This is a genomic window from Streptomyces hamibioticus, from assembly GCF_047946815.1.
In the GTDB taxonomy this organism is placed as follows: domain Bacteria; phylum Actinomycetota; class Actinomycetes; order Streptomycetales; family Streptomycetaceae; genus Streptomyces.
Genome location: NZ_JBKKQY010000001.1, coordinates 3,376,091 through 3,392,306, shown reverse-complemented (window position 1 = coordinate 3,392,306; position 16,216 = coordinate 3,376,091). Strand labels below are relative to the sequence as shown.

11 protein-coding genes are annotated in these 16,216 nt (G+C 72.0%); 6 read left to right on the top strand and 5 right to left on the bottom strand.

Features of this window, described 5'->3' with window-relative positions; genetic code table 11:
- Positions 1 to 83 precede the first annotated feature (83 nt).
- The 3 genes from nhaA to ACLGIH_RS15175 all read right to left on the bottom strand — a co-directional run bounded on the left by nhaA (position 84) and on the right by ACLGIH_RS15175 (position 6,398).
- Entirely contained in the window at positions 84 to 1,517 is a 1,434-nt protein-coding gene (nhaA, locus tag ACLGIH_RS15185) for a Na+/H+ antiporter NhaA (RefSeq protein ID WP_416525780.1), read from the bottom strand.
- Positions 1,518 to 1,747: 230 nt separating this feature from the next.
- Positions 1,748 to 3,703 carry an acetate--CoA ligase gene (acs, locus tag ACLGIH_RS15180; protein ID WP_416525779.1) on the bottom strand — a complete coding sequence of 652 codons (1,956 nt, stop codon included), beginning with the start codon at positions 3,701 to 3,703 and terminating at the stop codon, positions 1,748 to 1,750.
- Positions 3,704 to 3,920: 217 nt separating this feature from the next.
- Positions 3,921 to 6,398, bottom strand: a complete 2,478-nt coding sequence (locus tag ACLGIH_RS15175; protein ID WP_416525778.1) for a bifunctional SulP family inorganic anion transporter/carbonic anhydrase — start codon at positions 6,396 to 6,398, stop codon at positions 3,921 to 3,923.
- 371 nt (positions 6,399 to 6,769) lie between these two features.
- Between ACLGIH_RS15175 and ACLGIH_RS15170 the strand changes: the two genes are divergently transcribed.
- On the top strand, positions 6,770 to 8,041 hold the full coding sequence (locus tag ACLGIH_RS15170) for a polysaccharide deacetylase family protein (RefSeq protein ID WP_416525777.1): 1,272 nt from the start codon (positions 6,770 to 6,772) through the stop codon (positions 8,039 to 8,041).
- 2 nt (positions 8,042 to 8,043) lie between these two features.
- On the opposite strand, the gene ACLGIH_RS15165 is transcribed toward ACLGIH_RS15170, so the two are convergent.
- On the bottom strand, positions 8,044 to 9,030 hold the full coding sequence (locus ACLGIH_RS15165; RefSeq protein ID WP_416525776.1) for an ATP-binding protein: 987 nt from the start codon (positions 9,028 to 9,030) through the stop codon (positions 8,044 to 8,046).
- A 101-nt stretch (positions 9,031 to 9,131) separates the two neighbouring features.
- Here ACLGIH_RS15165 and ACLGIH_RS15160 point away from each other — a divergent pair, with 101 nt between their 5' ends.
- Positions 9,132 to 9,956 carry a Fic family protein gene (locus ACLGIH_RS15160; RefSeq protein ID WP_416525775.1) on the top strand — a complete coding sequence of 275 codons (825 nt, stop codon included), beginning with the start codon at positions 9,132 to 9,134 and terminating at the stop codon, positions 9,954 to 9,956.
- 401 nt (positions 9,957 to 10,357) lie between these two features.
- Here the strand turns inward: ACLGIH_RS15160 and ACLGIH_RS15155 are convergent, their stop codons facing one another.
- Positions 10,358 to 11,191 (bottom strand): HAD family hydrolase, encoded by an 834-nt coding sequence (locus ACLGIH_RS15155; protein ID WP_416525774.1) that lies wholly within the window; start codon positions 11,189 to 11,191, stop codon positions 10,358 to 10,360.
- 605 nt (positions 11,192 to 11,796) lie between these two features.
- Here ACLGIH_RS15155 and ssd point away from each other — a divergent pair.
- From ssd to ACLGIH_RS15135, 4 genes are all read left to right on the top strand, one after another.
- Positions 11,797 to 12,897 (top strand): septum site-determining protein Ssd, encoded by a 1,101-nt coding sequence (gene ssd, locus ACLGIH_RS15150; protein WP_416525773.1) that lies wholly within the window; start codon positions 11,797 to 11,799, stop codon positions 12,895 to 12,897.
- A 338-nt stretch (positions 12,898 to 13,235) separates the two neighbouring features.
- Complete coding sequence (locus ACLGIH_RS15145; RefSeq protein ID WP_416529390.1) at positions 13,236 to 14,450, top strand: TadA family conjugal transfer-associated ATPase; 1,215 nt, start codon at positions 13,236 to 13,238, stop codon at positions 14,448 to 14,450.
- Positions 14,447 to 15,346 carry a type II secretion system F family protein gene (locus ACLGIH_RS15140; protein ID WP_416525772.1) on the top strand — a complete coding sequence of 300 codons (900 nt, stop codon included), beginning with the start codon at positions 14,447 to 14,449 and terminating at the stop codon, positions 15,344 to 15,346. Before ACLGIH_RS15145 ends, ACLGIH_RS15140 begins: the two co-directional genes overlap by 4 nt.
- Entirely contained in the window at positions 15,343 to 16,167 is an 825-nt protein-coding gene (locus ACLGIH_RS15135) for a type II secretion system F family protein (RefSeq protein ID WP_416525771.1), read from the top strand. The genes ACLGIH_RS15140 and ACLGIH_RS15135 overlap by 4 nt, the downstream gene beginning before the upstream one ends.
- Positions 16,168 to 16,216 lie beyond the last annotated feature (49 nt).

Here is a 16,216-nt window from a genome sequence, read left to right as displayed (position 1 = left end):
GTCTGCGTACGGTTGGGTCGACGGTCGTCGGCCGTGCGGTGTCCGACGGCGGACGGTTCCGTCTTTTGTACCGTCTCGTCAGATCATGCCGGACCGTCGCCCTCATCGCCTGCCCCGCCGCCCACTTCGGCAAGCCCGTGCCGCTCCTCGGTCTTCTCCCGGGCGATCCTGCGGTGCTCGGCGGCCTTGCGCTCGTGGATCGCGGCCATGCGCAGGTGGTACGCCGGGTCGTCCTCCTCGTAGACGTCCGGGATGCCGCTGAGGTCCTCGTCGCGCTCCTCGTCCGCGATCATCTTGCGGTACTGGGCGTTGCGTATCTTCAGCAGCACCGTGGCCAGGAGTGCCGCGATCAGGGAACCGCACAGCACCGCGGCCTTGATCTCCTCGGTCATCGCCGCGTCGCCCTCGAAGGCCAGCTCGCCGATGAGCAGCGACACGGTGAAGCCGATGCCGGCCAGGGTGGCCACCGCGAACACGTCGGACCAGGCCAGGTCGTCGCTGAGCGACGCCTTGGTGAAGCGGGCCGTCAGCCAGGTGCCGCCGAAGATGCCGAACGTCTTGCCGAGGACGAGTCCGAGGACGACACCGAGGGTCTCCGGCTTGGTGAACACGTCGCCGAGCGCCTCGCCGGTAACCGAGACTCCCGCGCTGAACAGCGCGAACAGCGGCACGGCCAGCCCCGCCGACACGGGGCGCACGAGGTGCTCGATGTGCTCGCCGGGGGAGTGCTCCTCGCTCTCGCGGCGGTGGCAGCGCAGCATCAGACCCATCGCGACACCGGCGATCGTGGCGTGGATGCCGCTGTTGTACATCAGCCCCCAGATGACCACGGCGAGCGGGATGTACACGTACCAGCCGCGCACCCCCTTGCGCAGCAGCATCCAGAAGACCGCGAGGCCGACGACGGCGCCGCCGAGCGCGGCGAAGTTCAGCGAGTCGGTGAAGAAGACCGCGATGATCAGGATCGCGAAGAGGTCGTCGACGACGGCGAGCGTCAGCAGGAAGGCGCGCATCGCGCTCGGCAGGGAGGTGCCGATGACCGCGAGCACGGCCAGGGCGAACGCGATGTCGGTGGCGGTGGGCACGGCCCAGCCGGCCAGCGAGCCACCGCCGGAGACGGCGGTGAAGGTGTAGACGAGCGCCGGTATGGCCATTCCGCACAGCGCCGCCACCACGGGCAGCGCGGCGGCCTTCGGGTCGCGCAGGTCACCGGCGACCAGTTCGCGCTTGAGCTCGATACCGGCGACGAAGAAGAAGATCGCGAGGAGTCCGTCGGCGGCCCAGTGCGCGACCGACAGGTCCAGGCCGAGCGTTCCGGGGCCGAAGTGGAAGTGGCTGACGCTCTCGTAGCTGTCCTGGATCGCCGGTATGTTCGCCCAGACCAGCGCGGTGACCGCGGCGATCAGCAGCAGGACACCGCCGACGGTCTCGGTGCGCAGCGCCTCCGCGACGAAGTTCCGCTCGGGCAGCGAGAGGCGTCCGAAGAGCTTGCGGGAGGTGGGGCGGGGCGCGGTCACTAGGGAGACCTCCGGTAGTCGGGCAGCACGAAGTACATGCCGACCAGACTTCCCGGCGCACCATGAGGTTCTCGTTGTCTCTTTTTCGCGGTCCTTAGCTTACCTAATGTGCGCGCGGCCAGCCGGATGATCTTTCTGGCATATGGTCCGCACACGGCGCAGGGCACCCGACGCGTTCTGTCGGGTGCCCTGTGAGCAGGTGTTTCATTCCTCCCGGTGCGTCCGGGCGATCAGTCCTCGCTCGGCGCCGCCGGGAGCTTGGCCTGGATGAGGTCCATGACCGTGGAGTCGGTCAGCGTGGTGACGTCACCGAGCTGGCGGTTCTCCGCCACGTCCCGCAGCAGACGGCGCATGATCTTGCCCGAACGGGTCTTCGGCAGCTCCGCCACCGGCAGGATCCGCTTGGGCTTGGCGATCGGGCCGAGGGCGGCGCCGACGTGGTTGCGCAGGTCGGCGACCAGGTGCTCGGTCTCCGAGGCCGTACCGCGCAGGATCACGAACGCCACGATGGCCTGGCCGGTCGTCTCGTCCGCGGCGCCCACCACGGCCGCCTCGGCGACCGAGGGGTGGGAGACCAGTGCGGACTCGACCTCGGTGGTGGAGATGTTGTGCCCGGAGACCAGCATCACGTCGTCGACCCGGCCGAGCAGCCAGATGTCGCCGTCGTCGTCCTTCTTGGCGCCGTCACCGGCGAAGTACTTGCCCTCGAAGCGCGACCAGTACGTGTCGATGAACCGCTGGTCGTCGCCCCAGATCGTGCGCAGCATCGACGGCCACGGCTCGGTGAGGACCAGGTAGCCACCGCCGCCGTTCGGCACCTCGTTCGCCTCGTCGTCGACGACCGTCGCGGAGATGCCGGGCAGCGCGCGCTGTGCGGAGCCGGGCTTGGCCTCCGTCACCCCCGGCAGCGGCGTGATCATCATCGCGCCGGTCTCGGTCTGCCACCAGGTGTCGACGACGGGCGTGGTGTCCGCGCCGATGTTCTTGCGGTACCAGACCCAGGCCTCCGGGTTGATCGGCTCACCGACCGACCCGAGGACGCGCAGGCTGCTCAGGTCGAACTTGGCGGGGATGTCGTCGCCCCACTTCATGAACGTCCGGATCGCCGTGGGCGCGGTGTAGAGGATCGAGACCTTGTACTTCTGGACGATCTCCCAGAAGCGGCCCTGGTGCGGGGTGTCGGGCGTGCCCTCGTACATGACCTGCGTCGCGCCGTTGGCCAGCGGGCCGTACACGATGTACGAGTGCCCCGTCACCCAGCCGACGTCGGCGGTGCACCAGTAGACGTCGGTCTCCGGCTTGAGGTCGAAGACCGCCCAGTGGGTGTACGCCGTCTGCGTGAGGTAGCCGCCGGAGGTGTGCAGGATGCCCTTCGGCTTCCCCGTCGTGCCGGACGTGTACAGGATGAACAGCGGGTGCTCGGCCTCGAACGCCTCCGGCGTGTGCTCGGCCGGCTGGCGGTCCACGAGGTCGTGCCACCAGGTGTCGCGGGTGTCGTCCCAGGCGACGTCCTGGCCGGTCCGGCGGACCACGAGCACGTGCTCGACGTTGCCCGCGCGCTCGACCGCCTCGTCGACGGCCGGCTTGAGCGCGGACGGCTTGCCGCGCCGGTAGCCGCCGTCGGCGGTGATGACGACCCGTGCGTCGGCGTCCTGGATGCGGGTCGCGAGCGCGTCCGAGGAGAAACCGCCGAAGACCACCGAGTGCGCGGCGCCGATCCGGGCGCAGGCCAGCATCGCGATCGCCGTCTCCGGGATCATCGGCATGTAGACGGCGACCCGGTCGCCCTTGCGCACCCCCAGCTCCAGCAGGGCGTTGGCGGCCTTGCTCACCTCGTCCTTGAGCTGGGCGTAGGTGATCGCGCGGCTGTCGCCGGGCTCGCCCTCGAAGTGGATGGCGACCCGGTCGCCGTGCCCCGCCTCGACGTGCCGGTCCACGCAGTTGTACGCGACGTTGAGTTCGCCGTCCTTGAACCACTTGGCGAACGGCGGGTTGGACCAGTCGAGCGTCTCGGTCGGCTCCTTCGCCCAGGTCAGCCGACGGGCCTGCTCGGCCCAGAAGCCGAGCCTGTCAGCCTTGGCCTGTTCGTACGCCTCCGCCGTGACATTGGCGTTCGCGGCCAGGTCGGCGGGGGGCGCGAACCTGCGCTCTTCGCGGAGCAGGTTGGCCAGGCTCTCGTTGCTCACGACATCTCCCTTTCCCAGGGTGTCCGTTGTGTCCCAGGCCACAGCTCATCAGACCGGATGGTCCGATGACAAGGGCCGACCGGAAATTGGTGTAGACCTGTTCGCGGCGGGGGCTCGCTTGCGGCTGCCCGGCGCCGTGGGGTCACACGTACCCACGGACGCCGGGCGCCTCGAGTTCACTTCCCGTCCGCCGTCGGCAGGCCGGTACCTCCGGCCGTCAGGCGGGCCGGCCGGCCCCGGCGGGCTGCTCGCCCTCCTCGGCCCGGTCCGATGCGGGGGACGGGTCCCGGGTGCTCGCCCGGTCGGCCGCGTCGGGTTCGCCGGCCACCTCGGGTTCGTCGGCCACCTCGGTCACCTCGGGCTCGTCGGGCTCGTCGGGGTCCCGGACGAGGGCGAACACTCCGTCGCCCTCCTCCTGCCTCAGCAGGTACGCCTGGGCCTCGCCCACGTGGAAGTACATGCCGTGCAGTTCCAGCTCGCCGTCCCGCAGGGCCCGCGCCACCGCGTCATGGGCGCGCAGGTGTTCCAGTTGCTGGACCACGTTGGTCAGGCACAGCTGCTCGACGGCGTCGGCGGGCCGGCGCCCGGCCAGCCGGGCCCAGGAGCCGTCGTCGCGGGTCAGACGCTCCAGGCTCGGCAGCGCGTGCCGCAACCACCGCTTGAGCGGCGTCCGCGCCCCCGAGGGATCGGTGTTGAGCAGCGTCTGCATGGCTCCGCAACCGGAGTGCCCGCACACCGTGATGGACCGCACCTTCAGTACGTCCACCGCGTACTCGATCGCCGCGGCCACCGAGTCGTCGCCGCTCTCCTCACCGGGCAGGGGCACCAGGTTGCCGACGTTCCGCACCACGAACAGGTCACCGGGACCACTGGAGGTGATCATCGAGGTGACCAGCCGGGAGTCGGCGCAGGTCAGGAACAGCTGCGAGGGCCGCTGCCCCTCGCGCGCCAGCCGGGACAGCTCCCCGCGGACCAGCGGCGCGGTGTTGCGCTGGAACGCGCTGATCCCGCGCGTCAGTTCGTACCCGTTGACCGCCCCGGGCTCGTTTCGCCGGTCGCCGGGCGGGGGCGGGGACTGCGGGCGTTCGCACTGGTGGTTGCGCCAGGCCGTCCAGGGGCGGCAGCGGCAGTTCCCGGACTCGTCCGGCTCGGAGATGCGCGTGCCGGGGCGGCGTCCGGTGATGTCCACCGAGCCGCCCTGCGCGGTGTGTGTCTTCTGCCAGTCCTGCAGCGTCTCGTACGCCGCGTGGTCCATGAAGGAACCGTCCAACTCCACGACGACGTCCGCCCCGTGGGGCACGAGATGCAGGGCCCGGCTGAGCCGTGGCACCGCGAGGAACGTCAACTGGCCTCGTACGTGTACGTGATGGACTCCTTCCCTCTCCTCGTGCGTGATGCGGGTGCGGGTCAGTCGATGCAGGGCGACGCCGACGGCCACGGCGATGCCCAGGGCGACACCCTCCAGAACGCCGGTGATCACCACGCCGCCCGTGGTGGCCGCGTACACCAGCACTTCGCGGTGGCGGGTCACCGTGCGGATGTGGTGCAGGGACACCATCGTGATGCCGATGGCCATGACCAGGGCGGCGAGCGAGGCGAGGGGGATGAGCTCCAGGGCCGGGACCATCAGCGCGGTGGCGATCACTACGAGAACGCCGTGCAGCATCGTGGAGTTCCGGCTGACGGCGCCCGCGTTCACGTTCGCGGTGCTGCGCACGGCGACGCCCGCGATCGGGAGTCCGCCGAGGGAACCCGAGACGATGTTGGCGGCGCCCTGCCCCAGCAGCTCGCGGTCGAGGTCCGAGCGTCCGACGCGCCCGGTCAGCTGCGGGCGGGCGGCCACCAGCTTGTCCACGGCTACGGCGCCGAGCAGGGACTGCACGCTGCACACCAGCGTGATGGTGAGGACGGCGGCGACCAGGCCGAGCACCGGGCCGTCGGGCAGCGCGGCCAGGGCGTGGTTGCTCCAGGACGGCAGGTCGACCCTGGGCAGGCGCAGCCCGGCGGCGACCGCGACCGCGGTGGACCCGGCCACGGCGACGAGTGCGGCCGGGACCTTGCGCAGTACGGTCCCGATACGGCCCGGGATCCGGGGCCAGAGCAGCAACAGGGCCAGGGTCAGCGCGCTCACCGACAAGGCGGCCGGATGCAGATCGGCCAGCTGGGCGGGCAGCGCCCGCAGGTTGTCGGGGACGGAGCTCTGCGGGGTGCCGCCCAGGACGATGTGCAGCTGGGCGACGGCGATGGTGACCCCGATGCCGGCGAGCATGCCGTGCACGATGGCGGGGCTGACGGCGAGGGCGGTGCGGGCCACGCGCAGACAGCCGAGGCCCAGTTGGGAGATGCCGGCGAGCACGGTGATGGCGCAGGTCGCCCGCCATCCGTACTGCTGGATGAGGTCGGCGGTCACCACCGTGAGACCGGCGGCGGGTCCGCTGACCTGGAGCGGGCAGCCGCCGAGCCGGCCGACGACGATTCCGCCCACCGCGGCGGCGACGAGGCCGGCCTGGAGGGGCGCGCCGGTGGCGAGGGCGATGCCCAGGGACAGGGGCAGGGCGATCAGGAAGACCGCGATCGAGGCCGACGCGTCGGCTCCGGCGATCCGGAAGCGGCGGCGGCGTGGCGGGCTGTGTGGCGGGTGGACGCGGTTGGTCCGTGACGAGTCGTCGGCACGGGTGGGGACGCAGGCGGACATGGTTCCCGTCTCCTCCGGGGCTGCGCGGTCGCGGTTCGTGGGGGTCCCCGCGTGGGCGGGGGTGGTCGCGGCCGTGGGTCACGGCGTACAGCGGCGGGATGCATGAACGCATGGCGAGTCGCTCGTGAATGCGAATCAGGAATGCGCTCAGTAAACGAATCGTAATCCAGAGTAAAAGGCGAGCATAGATATTCCACGCATATGGAGTAACGGCCCGCTCGGACGAGTGATTCGTGCGTTTGATCGGCTTGTCGTACTAATCCCTTCTCGGTCCCGTGCGACCTTGGCGGCGCTGACGGCACCTCCCGGTGCAGCACCCGACATCGCTCTCATCAGCGTTGGCCCGAGAGAAGGAAGAAGGTGGGCGGAACATGGCCGCCACCCACAGGATCGCCGCGGGTACCGCGATCGCCGCGGTCTGCGCCGCGTCGCTCGCCGGCTGCGGAATCGGCACGGACGCCTCCGGGGAAGGGGCGCAGGGTCCGCGGAAGGCGAAGCAGGCTCCCGCACCCAAGAGCGCCATCCGGCTGATCGGTGACGGCTCCACCGCGTACACCGGAGCGCAGCCCCACCTGCCGAAGCCCGAACGCCTCAAGCCCGGCCAGAAACCCCCGCAGTTCGTGGTCTTCTCCTGGGACGGAGCGGGGGAGGACAGCCAGAAGCTGTTCTCCCATTTCCGCAAAGTGGCCAAGGAGAACAACGCGACGATGACCTACTTCCTGAGCGGCGTGTACATGCTGCCGGAAGAGAAGCGGGACCTGTACCGGCCGCCGCAGCATTCACCGGGCAGTTCCGACATCGGCTTCAACGACGAGGAGGGCATCGCCGACACCGTCGAGCAGCTGCGCCTGGCCTGGCTGGAGGGGAACGAGATCGGCACCCACTTCAACGGCCATTTCTGCGGTGAGGGCCGGGGGGTCGGCGAGTGGTCGGTCGAGGACTGGAAAGACGAGATCGCCCAGGCCAAGCGGTTTGTGAAGACCTGGAAGACCACCACCGGCACGAAGAACGCGGCGCCGCTGCCCTTCGACTACGACAAGGAGCTGATCGGCGCCCGCACTCCGTGCCTGGAGGGCCAGGAGAACTTCATGAAGGCCGCCGCCGACCTGGGCTTCCGCTATGACAGCAGCGGCGTGAACAACCAGGTCTGGCCGAAGAAGAAGCACGGCCTGTGGGACGTGTCGCTGCAGCTCGTGCCGTTCCCCGGGCACTCCTTCGAGCAGCTCACCATGGACTACAACTTCATGGTCAACCAGTCGGGCACCACCACCCAGGGTGACCCGGCCAAGCACGACTTCTGGGGCGACCAGATGCGCGACGGCCTGCTCCAGGGCTTCTACCGCGCCTACGACGGCAACCGCGCTCCGCTGATCATCGGCAACCACTTCGAGTCCTGGAACGGCGGCACGTACATGCGCGCCGTCGAAGAGGTCGTCGAGGAGGTGTGCACCAAGGAGGAGGTGCGCTGCGTCTCCTTCCGGCAACTCGTCGACTGGCTGGACGCCCAGGACCCCGAGGTGCTGAAGAAGCTGCGCACCCTGAAGGTCGGCGAGGCGCCGAAGCAGGGCTGGGCGTCCTTCCTGTCGGCCGACCCGGCCCCGGCGCCGAAGGGCGTGCCCGGGGCGCCGGCGGCCAGGGGGTAGCGTCAGGCGGGGGTGGCGGTGGCGACCTCCTCGCCGAGGACGAAGCCGGGGTCGACCTGGTCCGCGAGGTCGGCCCCGGTGCGCTCGTTGCCCCAGCTGCGGGCGTTCTTCAGGTGGAAGTGCACCATCTGCTGCGTGTACCGCTCCCAGTCCCGCTGCCCGTAGGTCACGTCGACGGCCGTCTGCAGCAGGCGCAGGGCGCGGCGGTTGGCGTCCTCCAGGAGGGCGAACCTGGGCGGCCGGCCCTTCTCCATGGCGCGCACCCAGTCCGAGTGCCCGACCGTCGCGAGCAGGTCGTCACCGACCTCGGCCCGCAGGAAGTCGAGGTCGTCCTGGCCCTGCACCTTGTTGCCGATCACCTGGAGGGTGACGCCGTAGTCCCGGGCGTACTCCCTGTACTGGCGGTAGACGGAGACCCCCTTCCGGGTCGGCTCGGCGACGAGGAACGTGATGTCGAAGCGGGTGAACATGCCGGAGGCGAACGAGTCCGAGCCGGCCGTCATGTCGACCACGACGTACTCGTCACGGCAGTCGACCAGGTGGTTGAGGCACAGCTCCACCGCTCCCGTCTTGGAGTGGTAGCAGGCGACTCCCAGGTCGGCTTCCGTGAAGGGCCCGGTGACCATCAAACGGACCGTGTCGCCGTCGAGTTCCACCGGCCGGGCGCAGGCGTCGTAGACCGGGTTGTCCTCGCGCACGCGCAGCAGCCGCGAGCCCTCGCCGGGCGGCGTGGTCTTGATCATCGTCTCGGCGGAGGCGATGCGCGGGTTGTCGCCGCGCAGGTAGTCCTTGATCAGCGGCAGGTGCTCACCCATCGCGGGCAGTCCCGCCGCCTCCGCCTCGTCGAGGCCGAGGGCGGCGCCCAGGTGCTGGTTGATGTCGGCGTCGATGGCGACGACGGGGGCGCCGGTCGCGGCGAGATGGCGGATGAACAGGGAGGACAGCGTCGTCTTGCCGCTGCCGCCCTTCCCGACGAAAGCAATTTTCATGTTCACCAAGGGTAGTGGTCCGATAGCTTTAAGTGGCAAACGGGCGTGAGGAAGACCACTCCTTCGTGGGGTGTGCTCCCAAGGTGCGTACTGTCGTACTCATGAGTACGACAGGCGCGACCGCCGATCCGCTCGCGGCCCTGGGTGCACTGCCCGGCGTGGCCGAGTCCGTGGAATCCGTGCGCAAGTCCGTGGACCGGGTCTACGGGCACCGGATCATGCGGCGCCGGAGCAACGCGATCACCTCCGAGGCGGCACTGCGCGGCGCCCGCGGCTCGGCGGCGCTGTCCGGTGCGGACTGGGCGCTGGAGGAGGTGCGCCGGCGTACCGACTTCAGCGGCGAGGGCGAGGTGCGCACCATGGGCGCCGCCCTGCGGCTGACCGCGGAGGCCGGGCAGCTGCTCTCGATCTGGCGGCAGTCACCGCTGCGGGTGCTGGCCCGGCTGCACCTGGTCGCGTCGGCGGACCAGGGGGACGAGGTAGGGCGCCCGCGGCATGCGGGTGAGCCGGTGGACGAGCCGCTGGTCGAGCTGCCGCTGCCGAGCGCCGAGGAGGCGCACGGCCGGCTGGAGGGCCTGGCCGAGCTGATCGTCGCGGGCAGTTCCGCGCCGGCCCTCGTGACGGCCGCCGTGGTGCACGGCGAACTCCTCGCGCTGCGCCCCTTCACCTCCCACAACGGCCTGGTCGCGCGCGCGGCGGAACGCATCGTGCTGGTCGGCAGCGGTCTGGACCCGAAGTCGGTGTGCCCGGCCGAGGTCGGCCACGCGGAGCTGGGCCGGGCGGCGTACCTGGCCGCCCTGGACGGTTATGTCTCCGGCACCCCGCAGGGCATGGCGGCCTGGATCGAACACTGTGCCAAGGCCGTCGGGCTGGGCGCGCGCGAGTCGACGGCGGTGTGCGAGGCGCTGCAGCGCGGAGCGGCGTAAGCGGGGTCTTGAGTCCTGCGGCGGCTTTTTTGCGGCCGGTTGTGCCCGGAATTGTGCGCAGAATGCGGCGGTACGAGGATGGACTCGTACCGCCGCTGGCATGCACATCGAGTTACCAAGCGTCCTCGATATATGCCCATCAGGTCGGGAACTTCTGCCCGTCACCTGGTGCGGCTGGCCCGTAATCGACGGGTCGACGTCGCGTGGGTGCCCGATGTCCATGCTCGGTCCGTGGGGCCAATGTGCGTTTTAAGGCGATCCTCTCGGATGTCCTTGGTCTCGCGGGCCGTTGACTCCTTTGTACTCCTGGACCCGGGCAAGCGGAAGTCCTGCCCGCACTTCTTTACTTTCGGGTTCAAATACGGCTCGAAGGGCCGGTTTCTGTCGGGCGTCGACGCAGGTCAGACCACCGCCGCCCGGCGCCGGCTGGCGTACCAGACGAGACCCGCGGTGGCCGCCGCGGCGCCTATCGCGGCGGCGGCGACCAGTGCCGGGCGCGGGGGCACGGAGAACGCCGGAATGCGCTGCTTGAGCCGGACGGGCCGGTGGAAGTCGAGAATCGGCCACTTGCGCGCGAGGGCCTCGCGGCGCAGGGTCCGATCCGGGTTCACGGCGTGCGGATGGCCGACGGACTCCAGCATCGGCAGATCGGTGGCCGAGTCGCTGTAGGCGTAGCACCGGGACAGGTCGTATCCCTCGGAGGCGGCCAGCTCCCGGATCGCCTCCGCCTTCGTCGGGCCGTACGCGTAGTACTCCACGTCTCCGGTGAAGCAGCCGTCGTCGCCCACGACCATGCGGGTCGCCACCACGCGGTCCGCGCCGAGCAGCTCCCCGATCGGCTCCACGACCTCGGCGCCCGACGTGGAGACGATCACGACGTCCCGGCCGGCCGTGTGGTGCTCCTCGATGAGGGAGGCCGCCTCGTCGTAGATGATCGGGTCGATCAGGTCGTGCAGCGTCTCGGCGACGAGCTGTTTGACCTGCTGGACGTTCCAGCCGCGGCACAGCGCGGACAGGTACGTGCGCATGCGCTCCATCTGGTCGTGGTCGGCACCGCCCGCGAGGAAGACGAACTGGGCATATGCGGTACGCAAGACGGCCCGGCGGTTGATCAGACCGCCTTGGTAGAACGACTTGCTGAACGTCAGCGTGCTCGACTTCGCAATGACCGTCTTGTCCAGGTCAAAGAAGGCCGCTGTGCGGGGCAACGAGTGGTTTTCCACGACCCAGAGCATAGGCGCAGCCCATTCGGCGTAAGGTGGGGCGCGTGGGTTTGCCTGAGAGGGCTCTCGGGTACACCATGGAAGTCACGGATCGTTCGCGACCGTGCTAACCCGGTCCGACTCCTCCCCCCCCGAGTCGGCCGTGGAGACGACCCCCGCTCTCCCCCCCGGCGGGGGTCGTCGCATGTCCGGGTGGGTTTTTCCGTTTCTGTGGGCCGTGAGGCGCTGTGGTGCGGTGGCGGCGGCATGGATATGGCATGCCCATGACTTACTACTCTGCGTAGCCATCGTGCTGCTCTGTGAATGCTGGGCCGGACTGCTCTGCGGATGTCGCACAGGCATGGGGTGCGGTCACCGGTACGAGTGATGGCGATATTCACAACCACCGGGTTGTCCACAGTTATTGACCAAGATCCACACGATTTCCCGGATCGCTGCACTGTGATTCCCACGCGTCCCGGCCGCGCAGAGTTCCCGGCCGGTTCTGTTTGTCCGACGTACATGGCCGGTTTCCAACGGCCTGCACGGGGAGACCGGTCGCCGGTTCTCCACATGAGATGCGTGAGATGCACCAGATGCGTGAGATGCGTGAGAAGCCGCTGAGGGGGACACAGTCCATGACCGGAACCGTCACACACGACCCGCCGCGCGCCGGAGGCCGACCGACCGCACCGCTGATCGTCACCGAGGACGCCGATCTCCTCGACGACCTGCTGCGCCTGTGCGCGGCGGCCGGCGCCACCCCCGAGGTGTACCCCACGGTGCCCGAACGCCGCGGCGGATGGGAGGCGGCGCCGCTCGTCCTGGTCGGCGACGACGCCGCCCGGCACCTGCGCGGGGTCACCCGCAGACGTGGGGTGGTCCTGATCGGCCGCGACCAGGACGACTCCGGGGTCTGGCAGCGGGCGGTCGAGATCGGCGCCGACCACGTCCTGATGCTGCCCGACGGCGAGCAGTGGCTGGTCGACCGCATCGCCGACGTCGCCGAAGGCGTCGGCCGGCCCGCCCTCACCGTCGGCGTCATCGGCGGCCGCGGCGGCGCCGGTGCCTCCACGCTGGCCTGCGCACTCGCCGTCACCTCGGCGCGGGAGGGGCTGCGCACCCTGCTGGTGGACGCCGATCCGCTGGGCGGCGGGCTCGACGTGCTCCTCGGCGGCGAGACGAGCGAGGGACTGCGGTGGCCCGCGTTCGCCGCCTCACGCGGGCGGGTCGGGGGCGGCGCGCTGGAGGAGTCACTGCCCGAGCTGCACTCGCTGCGGGTGCTCAGCTGGGACCGCGGCGACTGCGTCGCCGTTCCGCCCCGGGCCGTCCGCGCGGTACTCGCCGCGGCCCGCCGGCGGGGCGGCACGGTCGTCGTCGACCTGCCGCGTCGGATCGACGACTCGGTCGCCGAGATCCTCACCCAGCTCGACCTCGGTCTTCTCGTCGTCCCGGCCGAGCTGCGGGCCGTCGCCGCGGCCGGCCGGGTGGCGTCCGCCGTCGGCATGGTCCTGCGCGACCTGCGGGTCGCCGTGCGCGGACCGTACGCGCCGGGGCTCGACGACCGCGAGGTGGCCCGGCTGCTCGGGCTGCCGCTGGCCGGCGAGGTGCCGGTCGAGGCGGGCCTGCTCCGGGCGACCGAGGCGAAACAGCCGCCGGGCGGAACCGGCCGCGGACCGCTGGCGCGCTTCTGCCGGCAGTTCTGGGAGCGGGCGCTGGCGGAGGCGGGGGCCGGGTGAGGAGCTGAACGGGGGCTGAAGGGGGGCGGTGCTGAGGGGGAGGCGGGCGCGTGCTGAGCGAGGTGAGGAGTGTGGCGGTGGGAGCGGTGACTGGCGTGGCCGTGGGAGCGGTGACGGATGCGGAAAGGGGCGGGGTGCCGGATGCGGAGAGGGGCGTGGGCGTGGCTGTGCACACAGGCGTAGGTGCCGGCGCGGCAAGAGCTGTGGGGGTGATTGCGGAGAGCGGTGTGGTGATGAGCGAGGAGAGGGGTGTGGGGGTGAGCGTGGGAGGTGTGGGGGCGAGCGCTGAGGTTCGTGCCGTGGCCGGCGTGGCGGCGGGGGCGGTGCTGGATGCCGGGATGCTCGATGGTGTGCGGCGGTGGCTCGCCGAGAGCGGGGGCGAGCCGACGCCCGCGCGCGTGGCGCAGGCCCTGCGGGAACAGGGACGGGTGCTGGGGGACGCCGAGATCCTCGGCGCCGCCCGGCGGTTGCGGTCCGAGCTGGTCGGCAGCGGCCCGCTGGAGCCGCTGCTGAGTGACCCCTCCGTCACCGATGTACTGGTGTCCGCCCCCGACCGGGTCTGGGTGGACCGGGGCGGCGGCCTGGAACTGACGTCCGTGTCCTTCACGGACGCCGGTGCGGTACGGAGGCTGGCGCAACGCCTCGCCGCCGTGGCCGGGCGGCGGCTGGACGACGCCCGGCCGTGGGCGGACGCCCGGTTGCCCGACGGCACGCGGCTGCACGCGGTGCTGCCTCCCGTCGCCGTCGGCTGCACCTGCCTGTCGCTACGGGTGGTGCGACCGCGCGCGTTCACGCTCGGCGAGCTGGTGGCGGCTGGCACGGTGCCGCCGGGCGGCGACCGGGTGCTGCGGGCGCTGGTGCGGGCGCGGCTGTCCTTCCTCGTCAGCGGTGGCACGGGCAGCGGGAAGACCACGCTGCTGAGCGCGTTGCTCGGGCTCGTCGGGCCGGGGGAGCGGATCGTGCTCGCCGAGGACTCGGCGGAGCTGCGGCCCGACCATCCGCACGTGGTCCGACTGGAGGCCAGACCCGCCAACCAGGAGGGCGCGGGCCTGGTGACGCTGGAGGACCTGGTACGGCAGGCGCTGCGCATGCGGCCGGACCGGCTGGTCGTCGGGGAGGTGCGCGGGCCCGAGGTGGTCCACCTGCTCGCGGCGCTCAACACGGGCCACGAGGGCGGATGCGGGACGGTCCACGCCAACGCCGCCGCGGACGTACCCGCCCGGCTGGAGGCGCTCGGCACCGCCGCAGGGCTCGACCGGGCCGCCCTGCACAGCCAGTTGGCGGCGGCGCTGTCGGTGGTCCTGCACCTGGTGCGGGACCGCGCCGGACGGCGGCGGATCGCCGAGGTCCATGTGCTGGACCGGGACCCGACGGGGCTGGTGCGGACGGTGCCCGCGCTGCGCTGGGGCACGGAGGCGTTCGCGTACGAGCGGGGTTGGGAGCGGCTGCGGGAGCTGTTGCGGAGTGGATGCGCGGCGCGGGGCGACGGCACGCCCGAACGGGGCGATGAGTACGGGGGCTGGGATGACCGGGAGGACGGGGAGCGGCGATGACCGGGAGCACGGGGGCGGGAATGGCCGGGGCGACGAGTGATCTGGCGATGGGCGCGGCCGTGGCGTGTCTGGGGGCGGCGGCCTGGCTGGCAGGAGGCTGGTACTCCGGGGCGCGGCGGGCACGGTTGCTGCTGGCGGGCGGCGGGACGGCCGGGGCCGGTCCGCCGGCGGCCCGCTGGGTGGCGGACGGGCTGCGGAGGGCCGGCGGGCGGCTGCGGACCGAGTGGTGGTCCCTGGTGGGCGGCCTGGTGCTGGCACTGCTCACCGCCTCGCCGGTGCCCGCGCTCGCGGGTGCGGCCGGGGTGCCGGTGCTGCGCCGGGTCCGGCTGGCCGCACGGGCGCGGCGCGCGCGGGAACGCCGGCAGGCGGCGGTGATCGCGCTCTGTGCGGTGCTCGCCGGCGAGGTGCGGGCGGGACGCCAGCCCGGGGAGGCGCTGCTGTGGGCGGCGCGGGAGTCCGGAGGGCTCGGTGACGTCGGAGGCAGGGTGCTGGCGGCGGCCCGGTTCGGCGGTGACGTCCCCGGCGCCCTCGCGGCGGCGGCCCGGGAGCCGGGTGCCGAGGGGCTGCGCGGACTCGCGGCCTGCTGGCGGGTGGCCGTCGACCAGGGGGCGGGGCTGGCGGACGGGCTGGACCGGCTGGAGGGCGCGTTGCGCGCCGAACGGGACCAGCGGCTGGACCTGCACGCCCAGTTGGCGGGCGCCCGCGCCACGGCGGTGATGCTCGCGGGCCTGCCGCTCCTGGGGCTTCTCCTCGGCGTCGCCATGGGTGCCGACCCGCTGCGCGTGCTGCTGCACACCGGGGCGGGGCTGGGCTGTCTGCTGGCCGGCGGGGTGCTGGAGGCGCTGGGGTTGTGCTGGGTGACGCGGATCGTGCGGGGAGCGGAGGCGGCCGGGTGAACGGGGAACTTGTCCACAGGCTGGGGACGGCCGCGGGGGTGGCGCTGGGGGTGGCGCTGGCCGCCGGGTGGCTCGCGCGGTTGCTGGGGGACGCCCGGCGCGGGCGGAGGGCGCGGCGGCGGCTCGCCGTCCTGCTGGGCCCGGCACGGGCGCGTGCGGCACCAGGCGTGGATGTACGCGGCGCCGTGCGCGGTTGGCTGCCGCTGCTGGGCACGGCGTGTGCCGGGTGGGCGCTGGTCGGAGGCTTCGCCGGCGTCCTCGTGGGGGCAGCCGTCGCTGCCGGGCTGCGCTGGTGGCGACTTCGGCAGGCGGCCGGCGGTGCGACCGCCGCCACGGCTGCTTCGGGCGCCGAGGTCGAGGCCGCGGCCCGCGAACTGCCACTTGCGGCGGACCTGCTGGCGGCCTGCATCGCGGCGGGTGCCGCGCCGGTGGCCGCCGCCCGGGCCGTGGGCGACGCCCTCGGTGGTCCGGTCGGCAAGGCGCTGGCGCGTGGCTCCGCCGAGGTACGGCTCGGCGGTGAGCCGGGCGCTGCCTGGCACGCCCTGGCCGTGCTGCCGGGCGCCGGAGGCCTGGCTCGGCTGCTGGAACGGGCGGACGTGTCCGGGCTGCCCGCCGCCGGACCGGTCGCGCGGCTCGCCGCCCAGGCACGCGCCGACTGGGCGCGGGCCACGACGGCCCGGGCCCGGCGGGCGGCCGTCATGGTCACCGCGCCGGTGGGGCTGTGCTTCCTGCCCGCGTTCATCGCCGTGGGCGTCCTGCCGGTGGTGATCGGCCTGGCGGACGGGGTGCCGGGCGGGATGTCGGGCGGGGGTGGTCGGTGACGGCGGGTCGACGGGTGGACCGGCGGATGAACCAGCAGGTGGACAAGTA